We start from the raw sequence: 21,630 nt of genomic DNA, 5'->3' as shown, positions 1-21,630 counted from the left end.
ATCTATCGGTAGGTCACGCCAAGGGCACCCAACCCGCATGCGATATAACATTGCCTCCACTATCCTACGGAGATTGGGCTTGTCATAAATCCTGTGCTGTAGCATGATCTCCCTCAGCTTTGACCAACGCTCGTCATTGAGCATAAGTCTTAGCATTGCAAACTCGTTTTATACTTGGTATCTGAGCCGTTATATTATGAGTTTGCTTTCATTAATCAATGAATTAGGTAGTTCAGCTTTTAATTTGACCATCTATTGATGCCGCGGACAAGCCGCGGCACGTAGGCGGCAGGTGAATTGTCAACAGACCCTAATCCTGTAGCGCAGGGACGCGAATCAGCTCTTCATTTTGCTTCGTTAATTGCTCCACTTTTTCTCTTGCAAAAGAGAATGATGCCAAAGTTTTTAATGGGCAATATCATTGCGCACTAACAATGAAGTTGCACAGCAGTCAAAAGAAAATACACCAATCCATACCTAATCCACTAAACCCCTAGCTCGGCTGTTATAATAAAGAGAAGAGCCACTTCTATACAGAGGGAGTGACAGTAGCAACAGTATTGTATACACTTTAGGGATTGTATTACTCAAGCTGCTGGCGAAAATCATACACCATTACCCAAAAGCGATGACGCGTATTAACAGTCGTTTACATATGATACTAAGACATATACCTAACGCGCTTACTCTATTTCGTTTAGTACTGATAGCGCCTTTTCTGGTGTTTCTCTACAAACATGATTACGTAAACGCCTTTTACATGTTCATGCTAGCAGGATTTACCGATGGACTCGATGGCTGGTTAGCTCGATATTTCCATTGGCAAAGTCCTTTAGGCTCATTTATTGATCCTCTGGCAGACAAGCTATTGGTTGCTTCCAGTTTTATCTCTTTAGCCTTGCTAGGCGAATTACCTTGGTGGCTAGTGATTCTTGTGTTTATGCGGGATTTAACTATTTCCATGGGAGTAGTCGCCTGGTTTTGGTTTGTGCAGCGCAAGCTTGATTTCGAGCCTACTTTACTCAGTAAAGTCAATACGACTTTTCAACTGGCACTCGTCACCCTTTGCCTTTTTGAATTGGCCTTTTTTGCATTTCCTTCCTTTATTATTAATACGCTGATGGTAATTACCGCAATTACTACTTCCGCTACTTACCTCGATTATGTTTGCACCTGGAGTAAGAAAGCGTGCTCGATTGATCATCTGGCAAAATGAATCGTCAGTTAGCTTTAGCAATTCAGCGAAACGATGAGGCAACCTTAGCGGATTTTTGTTGGGGTGCCAATCCTCTTTTAGAGCAGCAAATAAACGATGGCTTGTCAGGAATTGGTGAGCGCCTCTTCTACCTCTGGGGCAATTCTGGCTGTGGCAAAACTCATCTGTTGCAAGCCTGTTGTCAGGCGAGGGCGAATGCTTCATCCATCTATTTACCCTTACCCATTCTTAAAGAATGGGGACCTGAAAGCCTGGATAATCTTTCAGAACAAACTTTAATTGCTATTGATGATATCGATGCTATTGTTGCGGATAAAGCTTGGGAAGAAGCGCTATTTCATCTCTACAATAAAGTGCGTGATAACGGCAAAACCATGCTTCTCATCAGCAGCCGAAAATCACTTCCCAATTTGGATATCCATTTAGCGGATCTCAAATCACGCCTAGCCTGGGGCTTAGTTATACAGCTTAATGAGTTAGACGATGAGTTAAAAATTAAAACGCTTCAACAGCATGCTAATAAAAGAGGGTTTGAAATACCCACCACCGTCGGGCAATTTTTAATTAATCGTTGTGCTCGAAACATGCACGATCTACACCGTATCCTCGACGCTTTGGATAAAGCTTCTTTAGCTGCACAACGTAAAATTACAGTCCCTTTTGTTAAAGCAATTTTAGGCATTTAATCTTCTCGCTCAACCATGAGCTTCATTATGATGAACGTGCCCATCCCTTTGCGTTACCGAAGTTTCTTGCATTTTTTACCATTTTTGTTCCTTGTTGATGAGAGTATATCTCTTAAACAAGGTGTACGGCTATTCGAGGGAGGCTCATCTCCTGAATAACGCATTTCTCGAGACGTTATCTTTTTAGGATTTCGGAAGATAGCACGATACGTTTCGATGGGATTAGCTATCAAAGCTTCTGTGATACTGGCTGCATTATCTAAATCACTTTCTTTCGACCCTTGTTCCGACCAGGAAAAATGCGCTCGTCGAATTCATGTAAAATCTTGAATGTGGATTTGACATTTGGAAATTTTCTTTTTAATTTAGTTGCTTATGCCTTTTTCTAGGGAGAGAAAAATGAGCAGTTCTTTAGCTTTACGTACAGAATCAATAGAGATTGAATCTCATTTACCCTTATCTGATAAGCTAATCTTTGCACTTGAACAATTTACGCGCAAACACTACTCCCTGGTAGACACTCAGCAATTCTATGAGAATGTTTTAGGATTGAGAAAAAGTGGCGGGCTAGGGATTTTTTATCACAACCACAGTATCGTGGGCTTTAGCCGTATTTGTCGAAATCTCATTAAAGCACAAGGAAAACAAGTAACTGCCTACACCGGAGGTACTTATCACGATCCAAAGATTGACTTAAGCTTTACCGCGGCTAAATTTTGCCTGGCAAAAGCTATCCGTTATAAACTGGTTCGTCCGGAGGAAGAAATGGTGTATTTTACCCTCGCCGGCTCCCCAGAAAGATATCAATTTTTAGCCAAATTGAACAATGAAATTCACCCGCGACAAAATCAGCCTATCCCTGAATTTGTTATAATGCTGGCAGAGAGCTTGAAAAGACAGAATGGTTGGAATGCTAATCCTAGGCATCCGTTGCTGATTAATCACCCAATGCAATGGCTTAATCCCCCTTCTTTTCAACCAGACAAAGCCGATGAGCTCACTCATTACTATAATGCATTAAACCCAGATTACTTGAATGGCACTGCCTTATTAACCTATGTGCCTATTGATTTAACCCACATTAGTTTAGTCGTTAGGCGGGTACTTACCGAAATGCGGACCCCGCCTCAACGCTTAGCGATGGAGGCCGTCTAGTCACTGGGATTCATATAGCGATTTAACTTAGCCGCGCTTAGCCACATGAATACACCGATTGCTAAGGTGGAAAGACCTATATAAGCAAAAACTTGAGTATAAATCGTTAACGATTCTATGCCAGGTTTTACATGAGTAGGAAGAGCAGTCAGCGCAGCGACATAGGCGCCAATAAATCCAGCAACGGAAGACGTCAAAAACCACATTCCCATCACAAACCCTGTCATTTGATTGGGTACTAGCTGAGCAACCATTGCTACTCCTAATGCTGAAACCAAAAGCTCACCCGTACTTTGAAAAAAATAGCTTGCGACTAACCACCACGATGAAACAATGCCATGTCCATCATGCATGTAACGCGCAAAATAAAGCAAACTAAAACTTAAACCGCAACACAGCATGCCCGATGCGAATTTGTAAGGTATAGAAAAGGAATACCCATGGCGATTTAAGGCATTGTAAAACGCCGCTAAGACAGGACTCATAAGAATAATCCAAATGGGGTTGAGCGCCTGAAAACTTTGCGGGTCAAGCACGATACCCAAAAGTACAGGCTTAATGTTATTCACTGCAAATAAATTTAATGAGGTGGGCATTTGCTGATAGAGTGTAAAAAAAACAACCGCTTCAAGCATCAAAATAAAAGCAACCAGCATCCGTCGCTTGGAATGTTTTTGTTCCTTATGCATTAAAAAGAAATAAATCCCTACCACTACGATAGTAATCGCCCAAACCAGGTCTTTCGCTAAAATCACATGTTGTAACAAATAAGAAGCCACCAAACTTACGATAACCACTCCCCCTATAATAAGAATCCATTTCCAGAGCGGCACTACTTTGCTATCAGCAGGGGTATTAATAGGCGCGACATGTTGACGCTGGAAAAAATAATTAGCTAGTCCCAGCAACAAACCCACAAAACTGCTGAAATAAGCATAAGAGTAACCAAACCGACTCGAGAGTGCGGGCCCTACAAACAAAGCCACCGTTGAGCCTAAATTAATTGCCATGTAGTACAGTGTGAAGGCGCTGTCTAAACGAGGGTCATTTGGGTCATAGCATTTGGCTAGTAAACTCGAAGGATTTGCTTTAAATAAACCATTGCCAACACAAATCAGGCCTAAAGCGAAGAAGACATTTTGTTTATTTGCCAGAGCCAACGAAAGATAGCCGAGAGCAAGCGTTATCAATCCTAAAACAATCGTACGCTTGGTACCTAACACCTTATCACCAAGATATCCACCCAAAGCCACCAAGCCATAGACGAGTGCGGAGAAAGCCCCAAATGTGAAATAGGCCTCACTGTCATTAAATCCTAAATACCGAATGAAAAATAAGGTGAGGATTCCTTGCATGGTATAGAATCCATAGCGCTCCCAAATTTCGAGCATGAAAATCATACGAAAAGCGCGTGGTTGCTCGCCAAACAATGTCATCATTGAATTACCTGTAACCTTAAAGAAGCTAAACGCTATACCAGTTCAGAAGGAAATGCAAACAGAGCGTCCGTACAGTAAAAATCCCGTAGATTGAGCCTTCGCTCAACAAAAACTTTGCGCGCAAGGCAACGTTTGGGTTGAAATTTACACCCACTTTTTGTTGGGCCGAATGCCAACCTATTTCAGGTACTAAGGGATAACGAAAGTGCTGCCTTTGGAAATTGCGTGTTGCTTCTTTATTACGTTAGAGCAGAGCGATTAAAGATTATAGGATTAATTTTTAAAGTTTGGATTGGCATGCTGTCGTGTTTTACAATACACATTCTGAATTATTCTCTGGTAATTCAACGTTCTGCGGTTTTGAGTTTCTATTTGGATCAAATAACCTAAGCCCTGTTGAGCCGGCTACCTTCTTTCCTAATGCCTCCCCCATAGGGTCTATCGTTAAAGAAGGCTCTAGAGAGACCTGAGACGCTCCTTGTAGTAGAAATGCTTTTTCATTTTGATACAAGTTAGACTTGGTTTCCAATACCTCTTGTGGCGGTGTTTCATTGGGTTGAGCAGATTTCCATTTATCCCTAATCATTGGAATGGCTATACAAGCCATGCGTGCAAGAATGTATAGACAACCCCCTGCAGCACTAGCCCCAAAAATGGCTAAACCAATAACGGGGAAAAAAAGAGAGAGAGTTAATCCAATCAATGCGGTGGTCGCTAAACCCAATCCCACCGTTTTATCCAAAACGCCGTGCCATCCGAGGCCTTCTAATAGTTGGGCTGCTTCTAATTGGTTATCATATAATTCTTGAAGCGTCTCTTTTTTTTCATCCATGTCCTCTTGCAATTGGTTAACTTGCTCAATATAGGCCAAGTAATTTTTCTTTTTATCAGGCGTATTAAGTAGCTCACCTAATTCCTTAGCCCGCGATATCATCTGCTGTAACTCAAACTCGGTCTTCTCAATCTCTTGCTTAATTTGCTTCAATAATTGCTTTGTTTGATGGCGGTCATAAAACAACTTACTCAGCGTAAAAACACTAACCATAAAAGCAAGACTTGCCGCAGCCAATGCAATGAACGGTGCAATTGTGGTAGGAGCCAACAACCCTGCGAGGGATAAGCTCAAAATAACTGCTGAATAAAGCCATTTAGCTTTTTGCGATAAGTTAATTGAAAGGGGTTGGTCTAAAAGCCATGCGGCCAAATACATCGCAGGAATACGAATAAAATCGATAAAGGCGATAACAGCACCCGCGATACGAAAGCCAGAATTCACAGTACCTGCTACTTCATTCCCTTGAATATAAGCTAATTTACTTAGAGAAACACCAGTCGCATCAACACTGCGCAAAAAATTGGCAAGAAAAGGAATTTTCTCTAATAAGGCAAGGGTTAACGCATCCGGTAGCATGGGCTTTGGCGTAAAGCTAACCGGCTGTTGCATTTCTAAGACTTGTTTTCTTGCGACTAAAAGAGCAGCCTCAGTCGGTTCAGAAGCGATGGCTTCATTGATGGTGGCTTCGTCTGGCTGCAATCGCCCATCACCCATATTAATTACCCAAGTAGCTAAATTACCGGCCGATTATACCAGAATTTATGAATTGATCCCGAAAAAAAGAAATATTGTTAGTCAAAATGACCTAAATAATCACATCCATCATTGAAACAACGAAATTACAATACTCAAGATTTCATGAGCACGCCATTACACCGGCGAACCCTATTCTTGCTGAGTTTCCATAAAAATGCTTGCCAGTCCCTGTTTAGTCAACTATATTCCCCTAATCCTCCTTAAAAAGAAAAACATGAAATACATATGGCTAGGAAAGCCCTTTTTTTGGCCGGAGGTGGAGCGCGAGGTGCTTATCAAGCCGGCGTGCTAAAAGCCATTGGCCATATTTTGCAAGTGAAAACGATTCCTTTTGAAATGATTAGTGGGGTCAGTGTCGGCTGTCTTAATGCCGCTGTTTTGGCTGAAAATGCTCATGACTTTCCAATGGGTTTAGAAAAGCTCGAGGGAATGTGGGCTGAAATTCACTGCCATCAAATTTTTAATGCCAGCAATTATGAGCTCAGTAAATCCGTACTGCGCAATTTAAGTCATCTCATTGTTAAACAACGTCAATCTGGGCATCTGCTTAACACCACCCCTTTGCGTGAATTTATCACAACCAACATCGATTTCGACATGATTGATGCCAACATTGCTGCTAACCACTTGGAAGCCATGGAAGTGATCAGTCATTGCTACGAAACCCAGCAAACGATCTCTTTTTACCGGCATGATTTTCCAGAGTTTGAAGATTGGCATTACCCTCGTCATGTCAGCCAACAAGCCTCACTTAAGATGGAACATATACTAGCCTCCAGCGCGTTACCCCTTTTCTTTCCCACCGTCAATATTGATGGTTTTCATTATGGCGATGGCAGTATAGGTTTAGTTTCTCCTTTACGCGGTGCTATACGATTTCAAGTTGAAAAAATTCTTATTTTGGGTACACGTCCATTACCCGTCTTTCATGATCCCGATCAGTTGCGCAATGGGGAAGTCGGCTTTGCGCATATTTTAGGTGGCATGTTAAATGGGTTATTCCTTGACAATCTCGATCGTGATATCGAGATGGTTAATCGCATGAATGACATTGCCCGCCTCTTATCCTTATGGAAAAAACGTCGATCTCCTTGGCGTCCAATCGAAACGCTCCATCTAAGACCCAGTATTGACATTGCAGACATTGCTCAAGCACAGTACCCGAGTATGCCTGCCTTATTGCGCTTTTTACTTAATATTTTGGGTGCAAAAAATAAATCGGGCGATTTACTCAGCTTTTTATTGTTTGAGCCCGGATTTACTCGCGAGCTGCTCGATTTAGGTTATAAAGACACTATCGTCGCAGCCGATGAGGTGACTAAGTTCTTTACGTCATAGCTCACTTATTACATTCTTTTCAAGTAAATTTAACTAAGATGAACACTGGTACTCTAATCTAGCTTAAACGAAACATTTTTTAGGTTTGCCTTAGCTCTCTCAATACAGCCGGCACATCAGGCATGATACCATTCCAAATGAAGAACGCTTCTGCGGCTTGTTCTACCAACATTCCTAACCCATCAACCCCGACGACACCTTGTTCTTTGGCCCATTTAACAAAAGCAGTAGGATGTTGGCGATTGTAGGCTAAGTCATAGCAAAGAGTCGTGGGCTTTAGTAATGAGTACGGTATTCCCATGTCTTCTTCCATTAAACTCGCTGAAGTCGCATTAATGATTAAATCAAAATCATTTTTTAACTCCGACAAAGGGCTGCAAAGGATTTGTGCAAAATCAGCTCGCAAGAGATGCGCCTTTTCCTCGGTGCGATTAGCAATAATAAGTTTACCAATTCCTGCATCCAACAAAGGCCCAATAATTCCCCGCGCAGCCCCTCCAGCACCCAACAACAAAACCTGCTTTTCTGCGAGATTAAGGTAATGGCCCAGATCTCTAATTAAACCAATTCCATCCGTATTGTCTGCATGCAATTGATCTTCGCTTATCCAGAGTGTGTTGACTGCTTTAGCCTGTAAGGCTCGCGGGGTATGTACACGTGCCATGGCAAAAGCCCTTTGTTTAAACGGTAATGTGATATTTAAACCTTTTCCACCTTGAGTGAAGAAATCCAGAACTTGCGCTTCAAAAAATGCTTCGGGCACGAGTAATTTCTCATAACTCAATTCTATGCCCGTTTGCTCTGCAAATCGCTGATGGATTAATGGAGATAGACTATGTGAAATTGGATTTCCCATTACCGCAAAACGATTAATCATGCTCACTCCACTAAACTTTTTTCCACCAATTCGCTTAAATCCCGGGACAAATTAAGCTCAGCCAGCTGCTTAAGCTGGGCTTTCATTTCTTTTTGTCGAGGTGGATCGTAACGGCGCCAACGTGTAAATGGCGTTGCTAATCGCGCGGCAATCTGTGGATTTATTTTATCGATTTGGATCAAAATCTCACCAAGAAAAGCATAACCACTTCCATCTGCAGCATGAAAATGTTTAGGGTTCGCCTGACAAAAAGCACCCACCACGGCACGAACCTTGTTGGGATTTTTTATACTGAACGCTGGATGCTTAAGTAGAGTCTTAACTCGCGCCAAAGTACCTGGTAATTCGCTCATGGCTTGGATAGAGAACCACTTATCTAACACCAATTCATCCTGAGACCACTGACGATAAAAGTTATCAATTGCCTGCTCTCTCGCGGTGCCTTGTGTACAATCATTTAAAGCAGCGAAGCTAGCAAGTTGATCTGTCATGGTTTTCGCTTTAATGAATTGCTGCTGACAGAGCGCTAAACTGCGAGACTCATCGGCTTTCATCATTAACCATAAACAAACATTGCGTAATCGCCTTCTGCCATAAGCCTCAGCATGCATGCCGTGATCTTCTGCTTGCCATAACGACTGATACTTCGCATACAATGGCTCAAAAAGCTGCTTACCTAATTCACTACGGAAAAAATCGCGGGCTTTTTCAATCACAGCCACATCCACTACTTTTAAATCACCAGCAACATCTTCAAATCCTGGAGGCATTAATAATTCGGCACGTAACGCATAATCCAGCGACTCGTCTTCTAAAATGTGACGATAAGCCTCAATCAGGGCTTGAGGAATATGCCATTTATCATGCGACGTTTTAAAATAATGGTTGATGCAAGTCAGCGCTAATCGCTGCGCTGCATCCCATTTAGCAAAACCATCCGACTCAAATCGTAATAAAGCAAGCAACTCTTCTTCACTCACTTGACGATGCAATTTCACGGGTGCAGAAAAATCTCGGAGCAACGAAACGATGGGTTTGCCTGGCAAATTGCTGAAATGGAAGACCTGCTGCTCCTCCCGTAATTCCAATACGTCTTGTTTTAGCGGCAAAGATTGGCCATGTTCATCAAATAGCGCGATGCGTAGGGGAATATGAAAAGGTTTCTTTTCCTTGCACTCTGGCGTGGGCGGACACGATTGAGACATAATTAGGGTAAGCTTACCTTGACTATACTCTGTAATCACCCGAATCTCCGGCGTCCCCGCTTGGCTATACCAACGTTTAAATTGACTTAAATCAACCTGATTAGCATCAGCCATTGCGGCAACGAAATCGTCAATGGTCACAGCTTGCCCATCATGGCGTTGAAAATACAAATCCATACCCCGGCGAAAACCTTCCTTTCCCAGCAGCGTATGTTGCATACGGATCACTTCTGCACCCTTGTTATAAACTGTCGCGGTATAAAAATTATTAATTTCCTGATAAGACTCAGGTCTTACTGGATGTGCCATGCTTCCAGCATCTTCAGGGAATTGGATATTGCGTAATACCTTAACATCGAGGATTCGATTGACATCGCGGGAATTCATGTCCCGAGAAAATTCTTGATCGCGAAATACCGTTAGCCCCTCTTTTAAACTAAGCTGGAACCAATCTCGGCAAGTGACGCGATTTCCTGTCCAATTATGAAAGTATTCGTGGCCAACAACGCCTTCAATATCGGCAAAATCTTGATCCGTTGCGGTGTCAGGACGGCCCAGAATGTATTTGGAATTAAAAAGATTTAATCCTTTATTTTCCATCGCCCCCATATTGAAATCGCTGACCGCAACGATCATATAAATGTTTAAATCATATTCACGCCCATACACTTCCTCATCCCAGCGCATGGCTTTTTTCAAAGAAGCCATGGCATGGGCACATTTATCTTCATTGCCTGGTTCAACATAAAGACGTAAATCAACCGGCTTACCGGAAGCAGTAACCCACTTATCTTGCACGCACGCTAAATCTCCAGCCACTAAGGCAAATAAATAGGACGGCTTTTTGAACGGATCTTCCCATTTCACCCAATGCCGCCCATTTTCTAAGCTGCCTGAATCAATTAAATTCCCATTGGAAAGCAACACAGGGTATTTAATTTTGTCAGCGGTGATTTTCGTCGTATAGATTGCCAATACATCCGGCCGGTCTAAATAAAACGTGATCCGGCGAAAGCCTTCTGCTTCACATTGCGTGCAAAACAGTTGATGGGAACGATACAGTCCAGATAATTTCGTATTATTTTGGGGATAGGTGCGCGTGGTTATCTCTAAAGTGAATTCATCCGGGCAATTTTCAATAATTAAATCATCGGCTTGTAGACGATAGTCTTTTTTATCGATAAGCTGTTTATTATCCATGTATACGCTAACGAGCTCTAATTCATCTCCATACAGATGCAATTCGCCCGACTGATGACGCTTTAGCTTCATCCGGTTAACAACGAGGGCATGGTCATCATAAAGGTCAAAATCAAGATCGACGGTCTCCACACTGAAATGAGGTGCCTGATAGTCTTTGCGATAAATCGTTTTGTCTGGCATGAACTTTGCTCCGGTCATGTTAAGGTACAACATTAATAATTTAGTAATAAAAAATTTTCATATGAATTATATGAGTTATACTAAAACTAGAAGATTAAAGCGAAAAACAAAAAGAATCAAAGAATAGCGTAGCCAGCAGTGCTAAGTGAAAGGGGATAGGGCTTATGAATACAACCGAGTTTTTAGCAAACTATACGAGACGCTATGTGGATAATAAAGCGGAGGAGTTAAGTCTAGATGAATACCTAGAACTGTGTCGAACAGATCCTGCCGCCTATGCCAACCCAGCCGAGCGCTTGCTGATGGCGATTGGCGAACCGGAGATGATTGACACTCGGCATGACCCGGTTCTTTCACGTATTTTTTCTAACAAAGTCATACCTTACTACCCTGTTTTTAAAGAATTTTTCGGAATGGAAGAACCGATTGAGCAAATTGTTGGCTTTTTAAAACATGCTGCTCAAGGCTTAGAAGAAACAAAACAGGTTCTTTATCTGCTGGGTCCTGTGGGTGGAGGTAAATCATCACTTGCAGAAAAATTGAAAGATTTAATGGAAAAAGTTCCTTTTTATGCCATTAAAGGTTCACCTGTCTTTGATTCTCCTCTGTCGTTATTCCATCCAGAAGAAGATGGTGAGATACTGCTGGAGCGCTTTGGTATTCCTCCACGTCATCTGCGTTACATCATGTCGCCTTGGGCGGTTAAAAGACTTCAAGAATACAACGGCGACATCAGCCAATTTCGCGTCGTCAAAATTAAACCCTCACGTTTAAAACAAATTGCCGTTGCGAAGACAGAGCCGGGGGATGAAAATAACCAGGACATTTCCTCTTTAGTGGGGAAAGTGGATATTCGTAAGCTAGAAGAATTTTCCCAAGATGATCCCGATGCTTACAGTTACTCTGGAGGCCTATGTCGTGCTAACCGTGGATTACTCGAATTCGTTGAAATGTTCAAAGCACCGATTAAGGTTTTGCACCCTTTATTGACAGCAACCCAAGAAGGCAACTATAACGCAACCGAAGGCTTATCCGGCTTGCCTTTCGAAGGCATCATTGTCGCCCACTCCAACGAAGCAGAATGGCAAACATTTCGTAACAACAAAAACAACGAAGCCTTTATTGACCGGATTAACATCGTTAAAGTTCCTTATTGTCTACGCGTTTCTGAAGAACAGCGCATCTACCAAAAATTGCTTGATAATAGCTCGCTTAAGAATGCACCCTGTGCCCCGGGCACATTGGAAATGCTTGCGCAGTTTTCTGTATTAACACGATTAAAAGAACCTCAAAATTCCAGTATCTATTCGAAGATGCGTGTGTATAACGGTGAGTCGTTAAAAGATACGGATCCTAAAGCAAAATCTTACCAGGAATACCGGGATTTTGCCGGTGTTGACGAAGGAATGAGCGGTATCTCAACACGATTCGCGTTTAAAATTTTATCGAAGGTCTTTAATTTCGATCACTCAGAAGTGGCTGCCAACCCCGTTCATCTGCTTTATGTGATAGAACGACAAGTTGAGCAAGAGCAATTTGCTCAGGAATTACACGAAAAATATTTAACGTTTATTAAAGAGTACTTAACGCCCAAATACGTCGAATTGATTGGTAAAGAAATTCAAACTGCTTACCTTGAGTCTTACTCTGAATACGGGCAAAACATTTTTGACCGATATATTACTTATGCCGATTTCTGGATTCAGGATCAAGATTATCGCGATCCGGATACAGGGGAAATTTTTGATCGCGCTTCACTGAATTTAGAACTCGAAAAAATTGAGAAACCAGCAGGTATTTCTAATCCAAAAGATTTTCGTAATGAAGTAGTGAATTTTGTACTCAGAGCGCGCGCAAATAATCATGGTAAAAATCCTGTATGGAATAGTTATGAAAAATTAAAATCTGTCATTGAGAAAAAAATGTTTACCAATACTGAGGATTTGTTGCCTGTGATTTCGTTTAATGCGAAAGCCTCTGAAGATGACAAGAAGAAGCACGAGGAATTTATTGCGCGCATGATCGATAAAGGCTATACCCGCAAACAAGTCAGGTTATTATGTGAATGGTACCTCCGTGTAAGAAAATCACAATAATCACTGACATCAGCGGGAGCTGAAGAGGACAGGTTTATGTCGCAACTGATAGATAGACGACAGAATGCGGGCAAAAAAAGCACCGTGAATCGCCAGCGCTTTCTGCGTCGTTATAAAAATCAAATTAAACGCGCAGTGTCTGAAGCAGTGGGTAAGCGAAGTATTACTGAAATTGATCAAGGAGAGCAAATCAGTATCCCTGCCAAAGATATCTCTGAACCGCGATTTCGCCGCGGTCCAGGTGGGCGTATAGAGAAAATCTTTCCAGGCAATGACCAATTCATCTCAGGGGATCGCGTTAAACGACCCAGCAGCGGTAGCGGAGGTGGGGGTAGTCAAGCCAGTGACACCGGCGAAGGCGAAGATGATTTTGTTTTTCAACTCTCACGTGAAGAATTCCTTGAGTTGTATTTTGAAGACTTAGAGCTTCCCGATTTAATCAAAAAAGAATTAGCGCGATTAACGACGTTTAAAACGGTTAGAGCAGGTGTCAGTACCAGTGGTATTCCTGCAAATATCAATGTCGTGCGCTCGATGCGACAAGCAGCAGGAAGACGCATAGCACTGGCTTCTCCCTATAAACGCCAGTTGCGAGAAGCGGAAGAAGAACTGGCGCAGCTTGAAGCCTCAGCTAATCCGGATCAAGTGGATTTATTGCGGTTGCAACGAGATGTTGAATTTTTAAAGAAGAAAATCGGTCGTGTTCCATTCATTGATACGATTGATATTCGTTACAATAATCGCATTCGCATTCCAGCCCCATCCACACAAGCTGTCATGTTTTGTGTAATGGATGTATCAGGCTCGATGGATGAAGCTAAAAAAGACATCGCCAAACGCTTCTTTATTTTGCTTTATCTTTTTCTGACTAAAAATTACGAAAAAATTGAGCTGGTCTTTATCCGTCATCATACGTCGGCAAAAGAAGTCAATGAAGAAGAGTTCTTCTATTCTCGTGAAACCGGCGGAACAGTGGTCTCTAGCGCATTGGAATTACTACACCACATCATTGAAGCCCGCTACCCCGCATCTTCTTGGAACATTTATGTAGCTCAAGCTTCAGACGGGGATAATTGGAATGCTGATTCCCCCTATTGCCAGGAGCTACTCCAAGAAAAAATTATGCCTCTGCTCCAATATTTCGCCTACATTGAGATTATGCCTCGACACCATCAAAGCCTTTGGGAAGTTTATCAGCAAGTCAAAAGCATCTACCCTAATTTTGCCATGGAAAATATTGACACAGTATCCGATATTTATCCTGTGTTTCGCGAATTATTCAAAAGGAAGACGGCATGAAAAAAAAACCTTTATCTTCTGGCGCCGAATGGACATTCGAACTTATTCAAGCCTACGATAGAGAAATTGCAAGCTTAGCAAAAGATTTCAAACTGGATACTTATCCCAATCAAATTGAAATTATCTCTGCTGAGCAAATGATGGATGCCTATGCCTCCGTTGGCATGCCAATCGGTTACCATCACTGGTCATTCGGTAAACATTTTGTAGGGGTAGAAAAGAGCTATAAGCGTGGCCAAATGGGCTTGGCCTATGAGTTGGTGATTAACTCAAATCCTTGCATTTCCTATTTAATGGAAGAAAACACGATGGCTATGCAAGCGTTAGTCATTGCACACGCGTGCTACGGACATAACTCTTTCTTTAAAAACAATTACCTTTTTAAAATGTGGACCTCTGCGGATGCGATTATTGATTATCTCGTTTTTGCAAGAAATTACATCAGTGAATGTGAACAGCGCTTTGGCATCGATGAAGTAGAAGCTATTCTTGATGCTTGTCATGCGCTCATGAATTATGGCGTTGATCGGTATAAGCATCCGGCCAGTTTATCGATGCAAGAGGAAAAAATTCGCCAACAAAACCGGGAAATCTATCTGCAATCCCAAGTCAATGAATTGTGGCGTACTATACCTAAAAGCAAACACGTTGACGAAAATGGACGTAAAAAGCGTTTCCCGGAGGAACCGCAAGAGAACATTCTTTATTTTATTGAAAAAAATGCCCCCCTATTAGAATCTTGGCAACGCGAAATTGTACGGATTGTACGAAAGATTGCTCAATATTTTTATCCTCAAGGGCAAACAAAAGTCATGAATGAAGGCTGGGCGTGCTTTTGGCACTATACGCTATTAAACGCACTTTACGATAAAGGCTTAGTGACCGACGAATTCATGCTGGAGGTTTTGCAAAACCACACGAATGTTATTATGCAACCCTCTTACAATAGCCCTTATTTTACTGGGATTAACCCTTACACATTAGGCTACCACATGATGCAAGACATAAAGCGAATATGTGAAAACCCAACGCAAGAAGATAAACGCTGGTTTCCTTATTTAGCAAACAGTGATTGGTTGTCTAGCTTGGATTTTGCAATGCGTAATTTTAAAGATGAAAGCTTTATTGCCCAATATCTATCGCCCCGCTTAATTCGTGAACTGAAGTTATTTTCTATTGTCGATGACGATCGCAATCCTGACTTAGTGGTCAATGCAATTCATGATGAGCAGGGTTATCAAACGATTCGAGAATCGTTATCCAAACAATATAATCTTGGGTCGCTAGAGCCAGACATTCAAGTTTATTCCGTGGATATAGAAGGAGATCGATCTCTAATCTTGCAGTACACGCAACAAAACCGTATTCCTTTGGGAGAAAGCACCAATGAAGTGCTTAAACACCTTTATAGCTTGTGGAAATTCCCTGTCACCTTGCAGGCAGTGGACATACAAGGACAGATTACCACCGAATACCATTGTCCTCCACTTCCTCCGGGTAAACCTAAAGAAGCGTTAAAGTAAGCAATACTTTTTGTTTTTGCAGCTTCACTAAGGTACAGAAATCTTATCCTAGCCCTCTTTTTTGTTGTCATGATGAAAGTGAGTTTGTTGCGTATGATCGTGAGGAAAAACGTCATAGAGTACAGCGCCGGTGTCCTTAGGAACAGACTGTAACCAGGCCGGATTTTTTAAAGCAGCTTTCCCTTGCTCAAATCCAATCGCTATTCCTTCATTGATTGAAAGAGGGGAAAACGCATAATCTTTTGACGATAAATCAGTAGGTAAGCCATGCCGATGAAAACGAACCATTATCATGGTACTTCGACATCCTAAAGAACTTAATTTTTTTGCCTTAGGCATTTTTTTTACGTTATCCGGTAGCAGATCATAAAGTTCTTTTATTGCATGCCGCAAGTCATGAGTTTCGCAAAAGGATTTAATGACGCGTTTGTAATTACTCGCATAACTGATGTCTTTTTGCTTGAGTAACACCTGGTCTAAATTAGTGGGCTCATCCCCTTCAGGATCAAATAAGTGCACCATAAAGCAAAGGGTGCTTATGCGGGGTAAATCATTTAAGATGACTTCTATCGGTGTATTATTCACAATGCCACCATCCCAATAATTCACACCATCAATATTGACTGCAGGAAACCCGGGCGGTAATGCACCACTTGCCATGATGTGTTCGGGGTAAATTTTTTGGTTTTTGGTGTCAAAAAGAACTTGCTCTCCATTATCAACCCGCACCGCAGATAATGTCAGCCGCGTTTTTCCACTATTTAATAAATCAAAATCGATTAAAGTTTCTAAGGTTGCTCGTAATTCTGAAGTATCGTAAAAACTAATGACATCGGGTGAAGCATTAAGCAAGAAATGAGGATTGATCAGGCGGGGCTTAAAGAAACCCGGTTGTCCGAAGAGGAGCGTTGTGTGAGCATGCCAATAATTGTAGAGTTTACGAAATTCTGGATCTTGATGCCAAAAATCTAAGTCTAGAAAAGAAGCGGGCGTACTAATGGCATTCCAAAATTTTCTAAGCTTGTCTAACCGATTTTCAGGATGATTTCCGGCAACAATTGCTGCATTAATTGCTCCGATTGAAATACCACTGACCCAATCAAAATGGTATCCTGCACTTTGCAGGGCCTCAAAAACGCCGACCTGGAACGCACCTAGTGCACCGCCTCCTTGGAACAAGAAAGCAACGCGATTCCAACTTCGCTCTGATCCCATAGTCAATTCATCCTCTTCATTTTGAGTAACTCTAACTTAAGCATAAATCTAACCAAGTTGCATACTCTGTTTGTTCTAAAGCGTTTACTTTCATATAATCGCTCTTTTATGCCAGGACAGCAAAGCTGATATTGGCTTGATTGCAGAGAAAAAATGAAGAAATTAACTCGATTCAGCATGCTGGTTTTTGGAATTTTATTTAGCAAGCTATTCTACGCAGAGCACAGTTTTCCCACAGAATCGATTGAGCAACAAGCACTCAATCGCTTACAACAAATGTCAGTTAAAGAGAAAATTGGTCAAAAATTAATGCTGGATTTTCGCTATTGGTGCCCATCTCAACCAGAAAATCATCAACTTTGCACTCAAGATTTCGTGAGCATGAATCCAACCGTGCAAACAATCATAAGCCAGAACAATATTGGGGGTATTATTTTATTTTCAAATAATTTAAAAGATATACCTCAAATCACAAGCTTGACCGATGCATTTCAACAAACAATGCACAAGGCTCAACGGTTACCTCTGCTCATAGGCACCGATCAGGAAGGAGGAATTGTCTCGCGGCTGCCACGTGATTCGAGTGTTACTTTTCCAGGTAATATGGCAATTGCCGCTGCCCATCTGGGCCAGCCTGAAGAGCCTTACAATAGCAAAATTGCTAAAGTGATGGCTAAAAATTTAAAAGCTGTCGGCATATCGATTGATTTTGCGCCTGATGTCGATGTGAATGTTAATCCGCTAAATCCTATCATTAACGTGCGCTCATTTTCGGATGATCCAGAATTAGTTCACCAACTCGGATTACAATTTACTCAAGCAATGCAAGAGGAAGGCATCGCCGCAACCTTGAAACATTTTCCCGGTCATGGCGACACAGTAATTGACAGTCATATTGGTTTACCAATAGTTACCCATACCTTAGAACAAGCCATGCAAATTGATTTATATCCCTTTAAACAGATTATTGAGCATCATCCACCTGAATTAATTATGACCGCACATATTCAATTTCCTGCTCTCGATGATAGCCTAATTTATGCGGATAAATCCGGAAAAAACATCATGGTGCCAGCAACCTTGTCACACAAAATACAGTCTGATTTATTGCGAAATGAGATGAAGTATCAAGGCGTTATCATTACTGACGCATTAGATATGGGCGCCATTGCACAGAATTTTGATGCGGCTGAAGCGACTATTAAAGCGTTCATTGCCGGGGACGATATTGCACTTATGCCTATAACAGTTTCGCAACCTGAAGAAGCACATCAGTTGACTGAACTTATTAGCAAAGTTGAAACGGCTGTCGTTGAGGGAAGAATTTCAGCGCAATGGCTTGATCAATCGGTATTAAGAATCATTAAACTTAAAATGAAGTTAGGCTTGCTTGAACCTGAGCCATTGACACTTTCACAAAAGATTGCCCGCGCACAGCAGATTATTTCCGATCAGAGTCAGCGGGATTTAGAAAGGGCGGTAACCAATGATGCAATAACGCTAGTCCAAAATAAAGAAAATGTACTGCCTATTCATGCATTGGAACCCACGCGAATTCATATACTTACTCCCTGGTTAGAACAGGGCGCAGGAATTGCTGAGGAAATTAAACGATTACAGGGAGAATTGCAGTTACCTCAAGACATTGAAGTCAGTTTTAGAAAAATGGCTGATACCCATTTAGAAGCAGAAAAATTAGCCATCGATCAAGCAGACATCGTCATCGTAGGAAACAGCACAACAAAATCGCTGCCTTTAACTGGATTAAAAAAATTAACTCCTGCGGCAGCGTTTTCTCTGCCCCAAGGCAGTTTAGTGTTCCCCGATCTACCTAGAGGCGACAGTGAAACAGTAACCCCTGAAAAAAATATTTTATCCCCTTTAAAGACAGAAATGAATGAAGCGCAATTTGCTTTCCAAGCATTGGCCTATGCCAAAGCGAAGGGCAAAAAAACAATTTTTATTAGTTTGTTTGCTCCTTACGATTTACCTCATTATCAATCTGTTTCGGATGCCATGTTAGCCGGTTATAATTTTTATGGCTATCTTGCTAGGGGCCCTCAAGGGTATTATCGTGGGCCTAGCATGCCTGCATTAACTCGAGTGATCTTTGGCATCGCTCGAGCTAAAGGAAAGCTTCCTGTCAATATACCTAATCCAATTAAACCTACTGAGAATAGCTATGAAAGGGGATATGGTTTAACCAATTAATGTATTTTACTCATCCGCTGGTTAATTCCATACGAATGCCAGTGCTAGCTTAGTGAAATTTGTCATATGCTCGGTATTCAGCAAACTGAGCGTATCTCCTGACGTAAGAATAGGAGGCATAAAACACATCCCTACCAAATGAGTCCGTATATCAGGTTTTTGGTTTTTTATCCTGCCCAGACGGCTCGCTAATGAAGCCCCTACTTACGCCAAAAATGAGCTTTTGTGGGTGGTCTTGATATCCCTCTTGGTCAATTAAAGTCGCGTTTATTTCTGGATGGCCTTTTTTTGATCTCAACCTTATTGATAATCATTTTCATTTGTTATAAAGTTGCAATTCCTTTGAGCCGCTTTCAAGGTGAATAATGAAACTAACAAAAATGAAGTTTAAAAAAATCCCCTATTACCTCTTACTCTCGCTCTTAACATTTGGAGCTAGCCTCATCATTGGCTTTTTAAGTTTTACCGGGATGTTTACCATTGTCCCTCTTCTGTCCCTAGCCATTGGCTCTTTTGTATTATCTGTGGCTTATGAGGGAGAGATTTACCTGCAAAACATTAAAGGAGCACTCAATAAACTATTTTTTAAGCGGGATTACTTGAAGAATCATCTTGCTAATGAATATTTATTGAAGCAATTTACAAACGATCCGCCAGTCATTAATACAGGATCAGAAGATTGCCCACCGTTTTTTAAAGACTATGAGGCACAGCTTAAATTACTGAGTAAATTTGGACATAAACGCTTAGATAAAGATTCGCGAAAGCGCAAAAAACAAATTGAAAAAACTTTGCGTGACATGGAAAAATGGTTTGCTTTGCAATTGTTTTCCACGGATAAGGAAGGTTATGAGGAAACCAACTTAACCGACTATGAAAGAAAATTGCGCGATTGGCTTAAAATACATGGCCAAGACGATGCTAAAGAGCTCTTGCAACAACGTCAGAAAACCTTTACCGCAGTAAAAGTGTTCAGTACGCTGGCAGGTATCTTTATGAGCCTAGGCACCACCTATCTTTTAGTTGAAGCCTTCGGCGCTCTCCCTTTCCTTGCAGCCATACCTTTTGCAACCTTACCGGCAATTATTATCCCGATGGCAATCCTTGCCGGTGCTGCCTACACCTTTCTTATTTATAACGCAGTAACCGATATGATCAATAACGATTCGCTGCGTAAATGGTACCGCAATCTACGTGATGATCTAAAAAATGGCGTAAATGCCCGCACAGTCTTCATGGCAGTTTCCGCTGTTGTGTTGCTTACTTTAACGGTTGCCTTAACAATCTGCACAGCGGGCACCTGGTGGACTGTGGCCAAAAATACACGGCCTTTATTTGCCTGGATGGGCAAAATCCCTAATTTAATTGCAAGCGGCATTGCGATTATTACCGGGAGCGCTCAACTTATTTTTAACTTGCAAAATACCAGTGAGTCATTGGCGCTGATTGACAATGCCACTAAAATGAAAGAAAGCATTTGGAGTAAAATTGCCAATGCCTTTTCTAAAGGCTTTAAGGCATTGCTCCAAAATGAAAACTGGCTACAACTTATCAACATCCCGCGTTTACTGTTAGTTGTCACTTTTCTGCCGTTACGGATCCTCCTTTTTATTGGTCATCTCGTGAGTATGGCAGTCTCATCAGACAGAGTTCCAGGTATACCGGAAATCATTTCCGCCATACTTGGATTTACTAGCGAATTTTTTGAAGATCTGCATTATTTTCTAGGGGATCTCTTTCATAGCCATGAACACAGCCACGATACCAAGGATCTCATTAAAGAACGATTCAGTGAAGGGCATGGCCATGATCACAGTGCAGATATTCCCACTCGAGCACTTAAGCTACTCTTTACTCCAGTTTTTGCTGCAGCAGCTGGTTGGGATTACCTAGCAACACGCCTAATCCCAACAACTCATCCACTAACATGGGAACAAGCATGGAATAGACAAACCGGACAAACACAAGAAAAATCAGTAACCATTAAAGCCACAGCCAAACAGCCGTCGAATGAATGGAAAGTTGAGCACTCAATGTTTCGGATTGATCAGTATATTAATAAGCATCTGAGCCAAGTGACATTAGATCCTCATGCCCGTGCACCCGAGAAAATTCAAGAGCTACAAAAGCTCCGCGCTGATATTCAGGATATGGAAGAACCCTCGGAAGAAAAAATTAAACAGCGCATTGGGCAAGAAGTGCAAAAAGAGATTTATAACAAACATCGGCACGATTATCCCTTTTTCCACCCAACAGGCGCTACTCGCTCGCACGTTTTCTTGGAAGAAGAATTGCCTCAGCGCATTAGTGCATCACCTGCAGCTTAATTGGGTGTCATCCTAAACCCAGGAGATCCTTCGCTTCGCTCAGGACGACAACACTCACTGTCATCCTGA

At 41.8% G+C, this 21,630-nt stretch carries 15 protein-coding genes; 9 read left to right on the top strand and 6 right to left on the bottom strand.

What is annotated here, in order from left to right:
* A partial coding sequence (locus B5D33_RS10805; RefSeq protein WP_139364749.1) for a transposase occupies window positions 1-156 on the bottom strand: 156 nt, incomplete at its 3' end.
* Between the two features lie 499 nt (window positions 157-655).
* Between B5D33_RS10805 and B5D33_RS10800 the strand changes: the two genes are divergently transcribed.
* From B5D33_RS10800 to B5D33_RS10790, 3 genes are all read left to right on the top strand, one after another.
* A complete protein-coding gene (locus B5D33_RS10800; protein ID WP_058450967.1) occupies window positions 656-1,216 on the top strand; it encodes a CDP-alcohol phosphatidyltransferase family protein in 561 nt (186 codons plus the stop codon).
* Window positions 1,213-1,902, top strand: coding sequence for a DnaA regulatory inactivator Hda (gene hda, locus B5D33_RS10795; RefSeq protein ID WP_058450968.1), 690 nt, complete (start codon window positions 1,213-1,215; stop codon window positions 1,900-1,902). Before B5D33_RS10800 ends, hda begins: the two co-directional genes overlap by 4 nt.
* 399 nt (window positions 1,903-2,301) lie before the next feature.
* Window positions 2,302-3,057, top strand: a complete 756-nt coding sequence (locus B5D33_RS10790) for a hypothetical protein (protein WP_058450969.1) — start codon at window positions 2,302-2,304, stop codon at window positions 3,055-3,057.
* Here B5D33_RS10790 and B5D33_RS10785 read toward each other — a convergent pair.
* The gene (locus B5D33_RS10785; RefSeq protein ID WP_058450970.1) at window positions 3,054-4,496 is read right to left on the bottom strand and encodes an oligopeptide:H+ symporter; all 1,443 of its coding nucleotides are present in this window, start codon (window positions 4,494-4,496) and stop codon (window positions 3,054-3,056) included. The two genes, B5D33_RS10790 and B5D33_RS10785, sit on opposite strands and share 4 nt — an antisense overlap.
* 310 nt (window positions 4,497-4,806) lie before the next feature.
* The gene (locus B5D33_RS10780) at window positions 4,807-6,045 is read right to left on the bottom strand and encodes a hypothetical protein (RefSeq protein ID WP_058450971.1); all 1,239 of its coding nucleotides are present in this window, start codon (window positions 6,043-6,045) and stop codon (window positions 4,807-4,809) included.
* A 267-nt stretch (window positions 6,046-6,312) separates the two neighbouring features.
* Here B5D33_RS10780 and B5D33_RS10775 point away from each other — a divergent pair, with 267 nt between their 5' ends.
* Window positions 6,313-7,425 (top strand): patatin-like phospholipase family protein, encoded by a 1,113-nt coding sequence (locus B5D33_RS10775; protein WP_058450972.1) that lies wholly within the window; start codon window positions 6,313-6,315, stop codon window positions 7,423-7,425.
* Between the two features lie 79 nt (window positions 7,426-7,504).
* Here the strand turns inward: B5D33_RS10775 and aroE are convergent, their stop codons facing one another.
* Both aroE and pepN read right to left on the bottom strand, forming a co-directional pair.
* On the bottom strand, window positions 7,505-8,302 hold the full coding sequence (aroE, locus tag B5D33_RS10770) for a shikimate dehydrogenase (protein ID WP_058450973.1): 798 nt from the start codon (window positions 8,300-8,302) through the stop codon (window positions 7,505-7,507).
* Between the two features lie 2 nt (window positions 8,303-8,304).
* Complete coding sequence (pepN, locus tag B5D33_RS10765) at window positions 8,305-10,890, bottom strand: aminopeptidase N (RefSeq protein WP_058450974.1); 2,586 nt, start codon at window positions 10,888-10,890, stop codon at window positions 8,305-8,307.
* A gap of 164 nt (window positions 10,891-11,054) precedes the next feature.
* On the opposite strand from pepN, the gene B5D33_RS10760 reads away from it, so the two are divergent.
* Genes B5D33_RS10760 through B5D33_RS10750 form a run of 3 tightly spaced genes read left to right on the top strand, consistent with a single transcriptional unit; the run spans window position 11,055 to window position 15,808 of the window.
* A complete protein-coding gene (locus B5D33_RS10760; RefSeq protein ID WP_058450975.1) occupies window positions 11,055-12,986 on the top strand; it encodes a PrkA family serine protein kinase in 1,932 nt (643 codons plus the stop codon).
* Window positions 12,987-13,022: 36 nt separating this feature from the next.
* Entirely contained in the window at window positions 13,023-14,285 is a 1,263-nt protein-coding gene (locus B5D33_RS10755; RefSeq protein WP_058450976.1) for a YeaH/YhbH family protein, read from the top strand.
* Complete coding sequence (locus B5D33_RS10750; protein WP_058450977.1) at window positions 14,282-15,808, top strand: SpoVR family protein; 1,527 nt, start codon at window positions 14,282-14,284, stop codon at window positions 15,806-15,808. The genes B5D33_RS10755 and B5D33_RS10750 overlap by 4 nt, the downstream gene beginning before the upstream one ends.
* Window positions 15,809-15,856: 48 nt before the next feature.
* On the opposite strand, the gene B5D33_RS10745 is transcribed toward B5D33_RS10750, so the two are convergent.
* A complete protein-coding gene (locus B5D33_RS10745) occupies window positions 15,857-17,023 on the bottom strand; it encodes a patatin-like phospholipase family protein (protein ID WP_058450978.1) in 1,167 nt (388 codons plus the stop codon).
* A gap of 153 nt (window positions 17,024-17,176) precedes the next feature.
* Here B5D33_RS10745 and B5D33_RS10740 point away from each other — a divergent pair, with 153 nt between their 5' ends.
* Both B5D33_RS10740 and B5D33_RS10735 read left to right on the top strand, forming a co-directional pair.
* Window positions 17,177-19,234, top strand: coding sequence for a glycoside hydrolase family 3 protein (locus B5D33_RS10740; protein WP_058450979.1), 2,058 nt, complete (start codon window positions 17,177-17,179; stop codon window positions 19,232-19,234).
* A gap of 365 nt (window positions 19,235-19,599) precedes the next feature.
* Window positions 19,600-21,561, top strand: coding sequence for a phage tail family protein (locus B5D33_RS10735; protein WP_058450980.1), 1,962 nt, complete (start codon window positions 19,600-19,602; stop codon window positions 21,559-21,561).
* The last annotated feature ends 69 nt before the right edge of the window (window positions 21,562-21,630 follow it).

It is taken from the genome of Legionella maceachernii, from assembly GCF_900167045.1.
GTDB lineage: Bacteria > Pseudomonadota > Gammaproteobacteria > Legionellales > Legionellaceae > Tatlockia > Tatlockia maceachernii.
The sequence above is the reverse complement of the archived record's forward strand: the minus strand, read 5'-3'. Positions and strand labels throughout refer to the sequence as shown.

Bases quoted from the DNA above. Each gene is read 5' to 3' on its own strand.
- B5D33_RS10800 (WP_058450967.1), top strand. From the start codon at position 656: ATGATACTAAGACATATACCTAACGCGCTTACTCTATTTCGTTTAGTA.
- hda (WP_058450968.1), top strand. From the start codon at position 1,213: ATGAATCGTCAGTTAGCTTTAGCAATTCAGCGAAACGATGAGGCAACC.
- B5D33_RS10790 (WP_058450969.1), top strand. From the start codon at position 2,302: ATGAGCAGTTCTTTAGCTTTACGTACAGAATCAATAGAGATTGAATCT.
- B5D33_RS10785 (WP_058450970.1), bottom strand. From the start codon at position 4,496: ATGATGACATTGTTTGGCGAGCAACCACGCGCTTTTCGTATGATTTTC.
- B5D33_RS10780 (WP_058450971.1), bottom strand. From the start codon at position 6,045: ATGGGTGATGGGCGATTGCAGCCAGACGAAGCCACCATCAATGAAGCC.
- B5D33_RS10775 (WP_058450972.1), top strand. From the start codon at position 6,313: ATGGCTAGGAAAGCCCTTTTTTTGGCCGGAGGTGGAGCGCGAGGTGCT.
- aroE (WP_058450973.1), bottom strand. From the start codon at position 8,302: ATGATTAATCGTTTTGCGGTAATGGGAAATCCAATTTCACATAGTCTA.
- pepN (WP_058450974.1), bottom strand. From the start codon at position 10,890: ATGCCAGACAAAACGATTTATCGCAAAGACTATCAGGCACCTCATTTC.
- B5D33_RS10760 (WP_058450975.1), top strand. From the start codon at position 11,055: ATGAATACAACCGAGTTTTTAGCAAACTATACGAGACGCTATGTGGAT.
- B5D33_RS10755 (WP_058450976.1), top strand. From the start codon at position 13,023: ATGTCGCAACTGATAGATAGACGACAGAATGCGGGCAAAAAAAGCACC.
- B5D33_RS10750 (WP_058450977.1), top strand. From the start codon at position 14,282: ATGAAAAAAAAACCTTTATCTTCTGGCGCCGAATGGACATTCGAACTT.
- B5D33_RS10745 (WP_058450978.1), bottom strand. From the start codon at position 17,023: ATGGGATCAGAGCGAAGTTGGAATCGCGTTGCTTTCTTGTTCCAAGGA.
- B5D33_RS10740 (WP_058450979.1), top strand. From the start codon at position 17,177: ATGAAGAAATTAACTCGATTCAGCATGCTGGTTTTTGGAATTTTATTT.
- B5D33_RS10735 (WP_058450980.1), top strand. From the start codon at position 19,600: ATGAAACTAACAAAAATGAAGTTTAAAAAAATCCCCTATTACCTCTTA.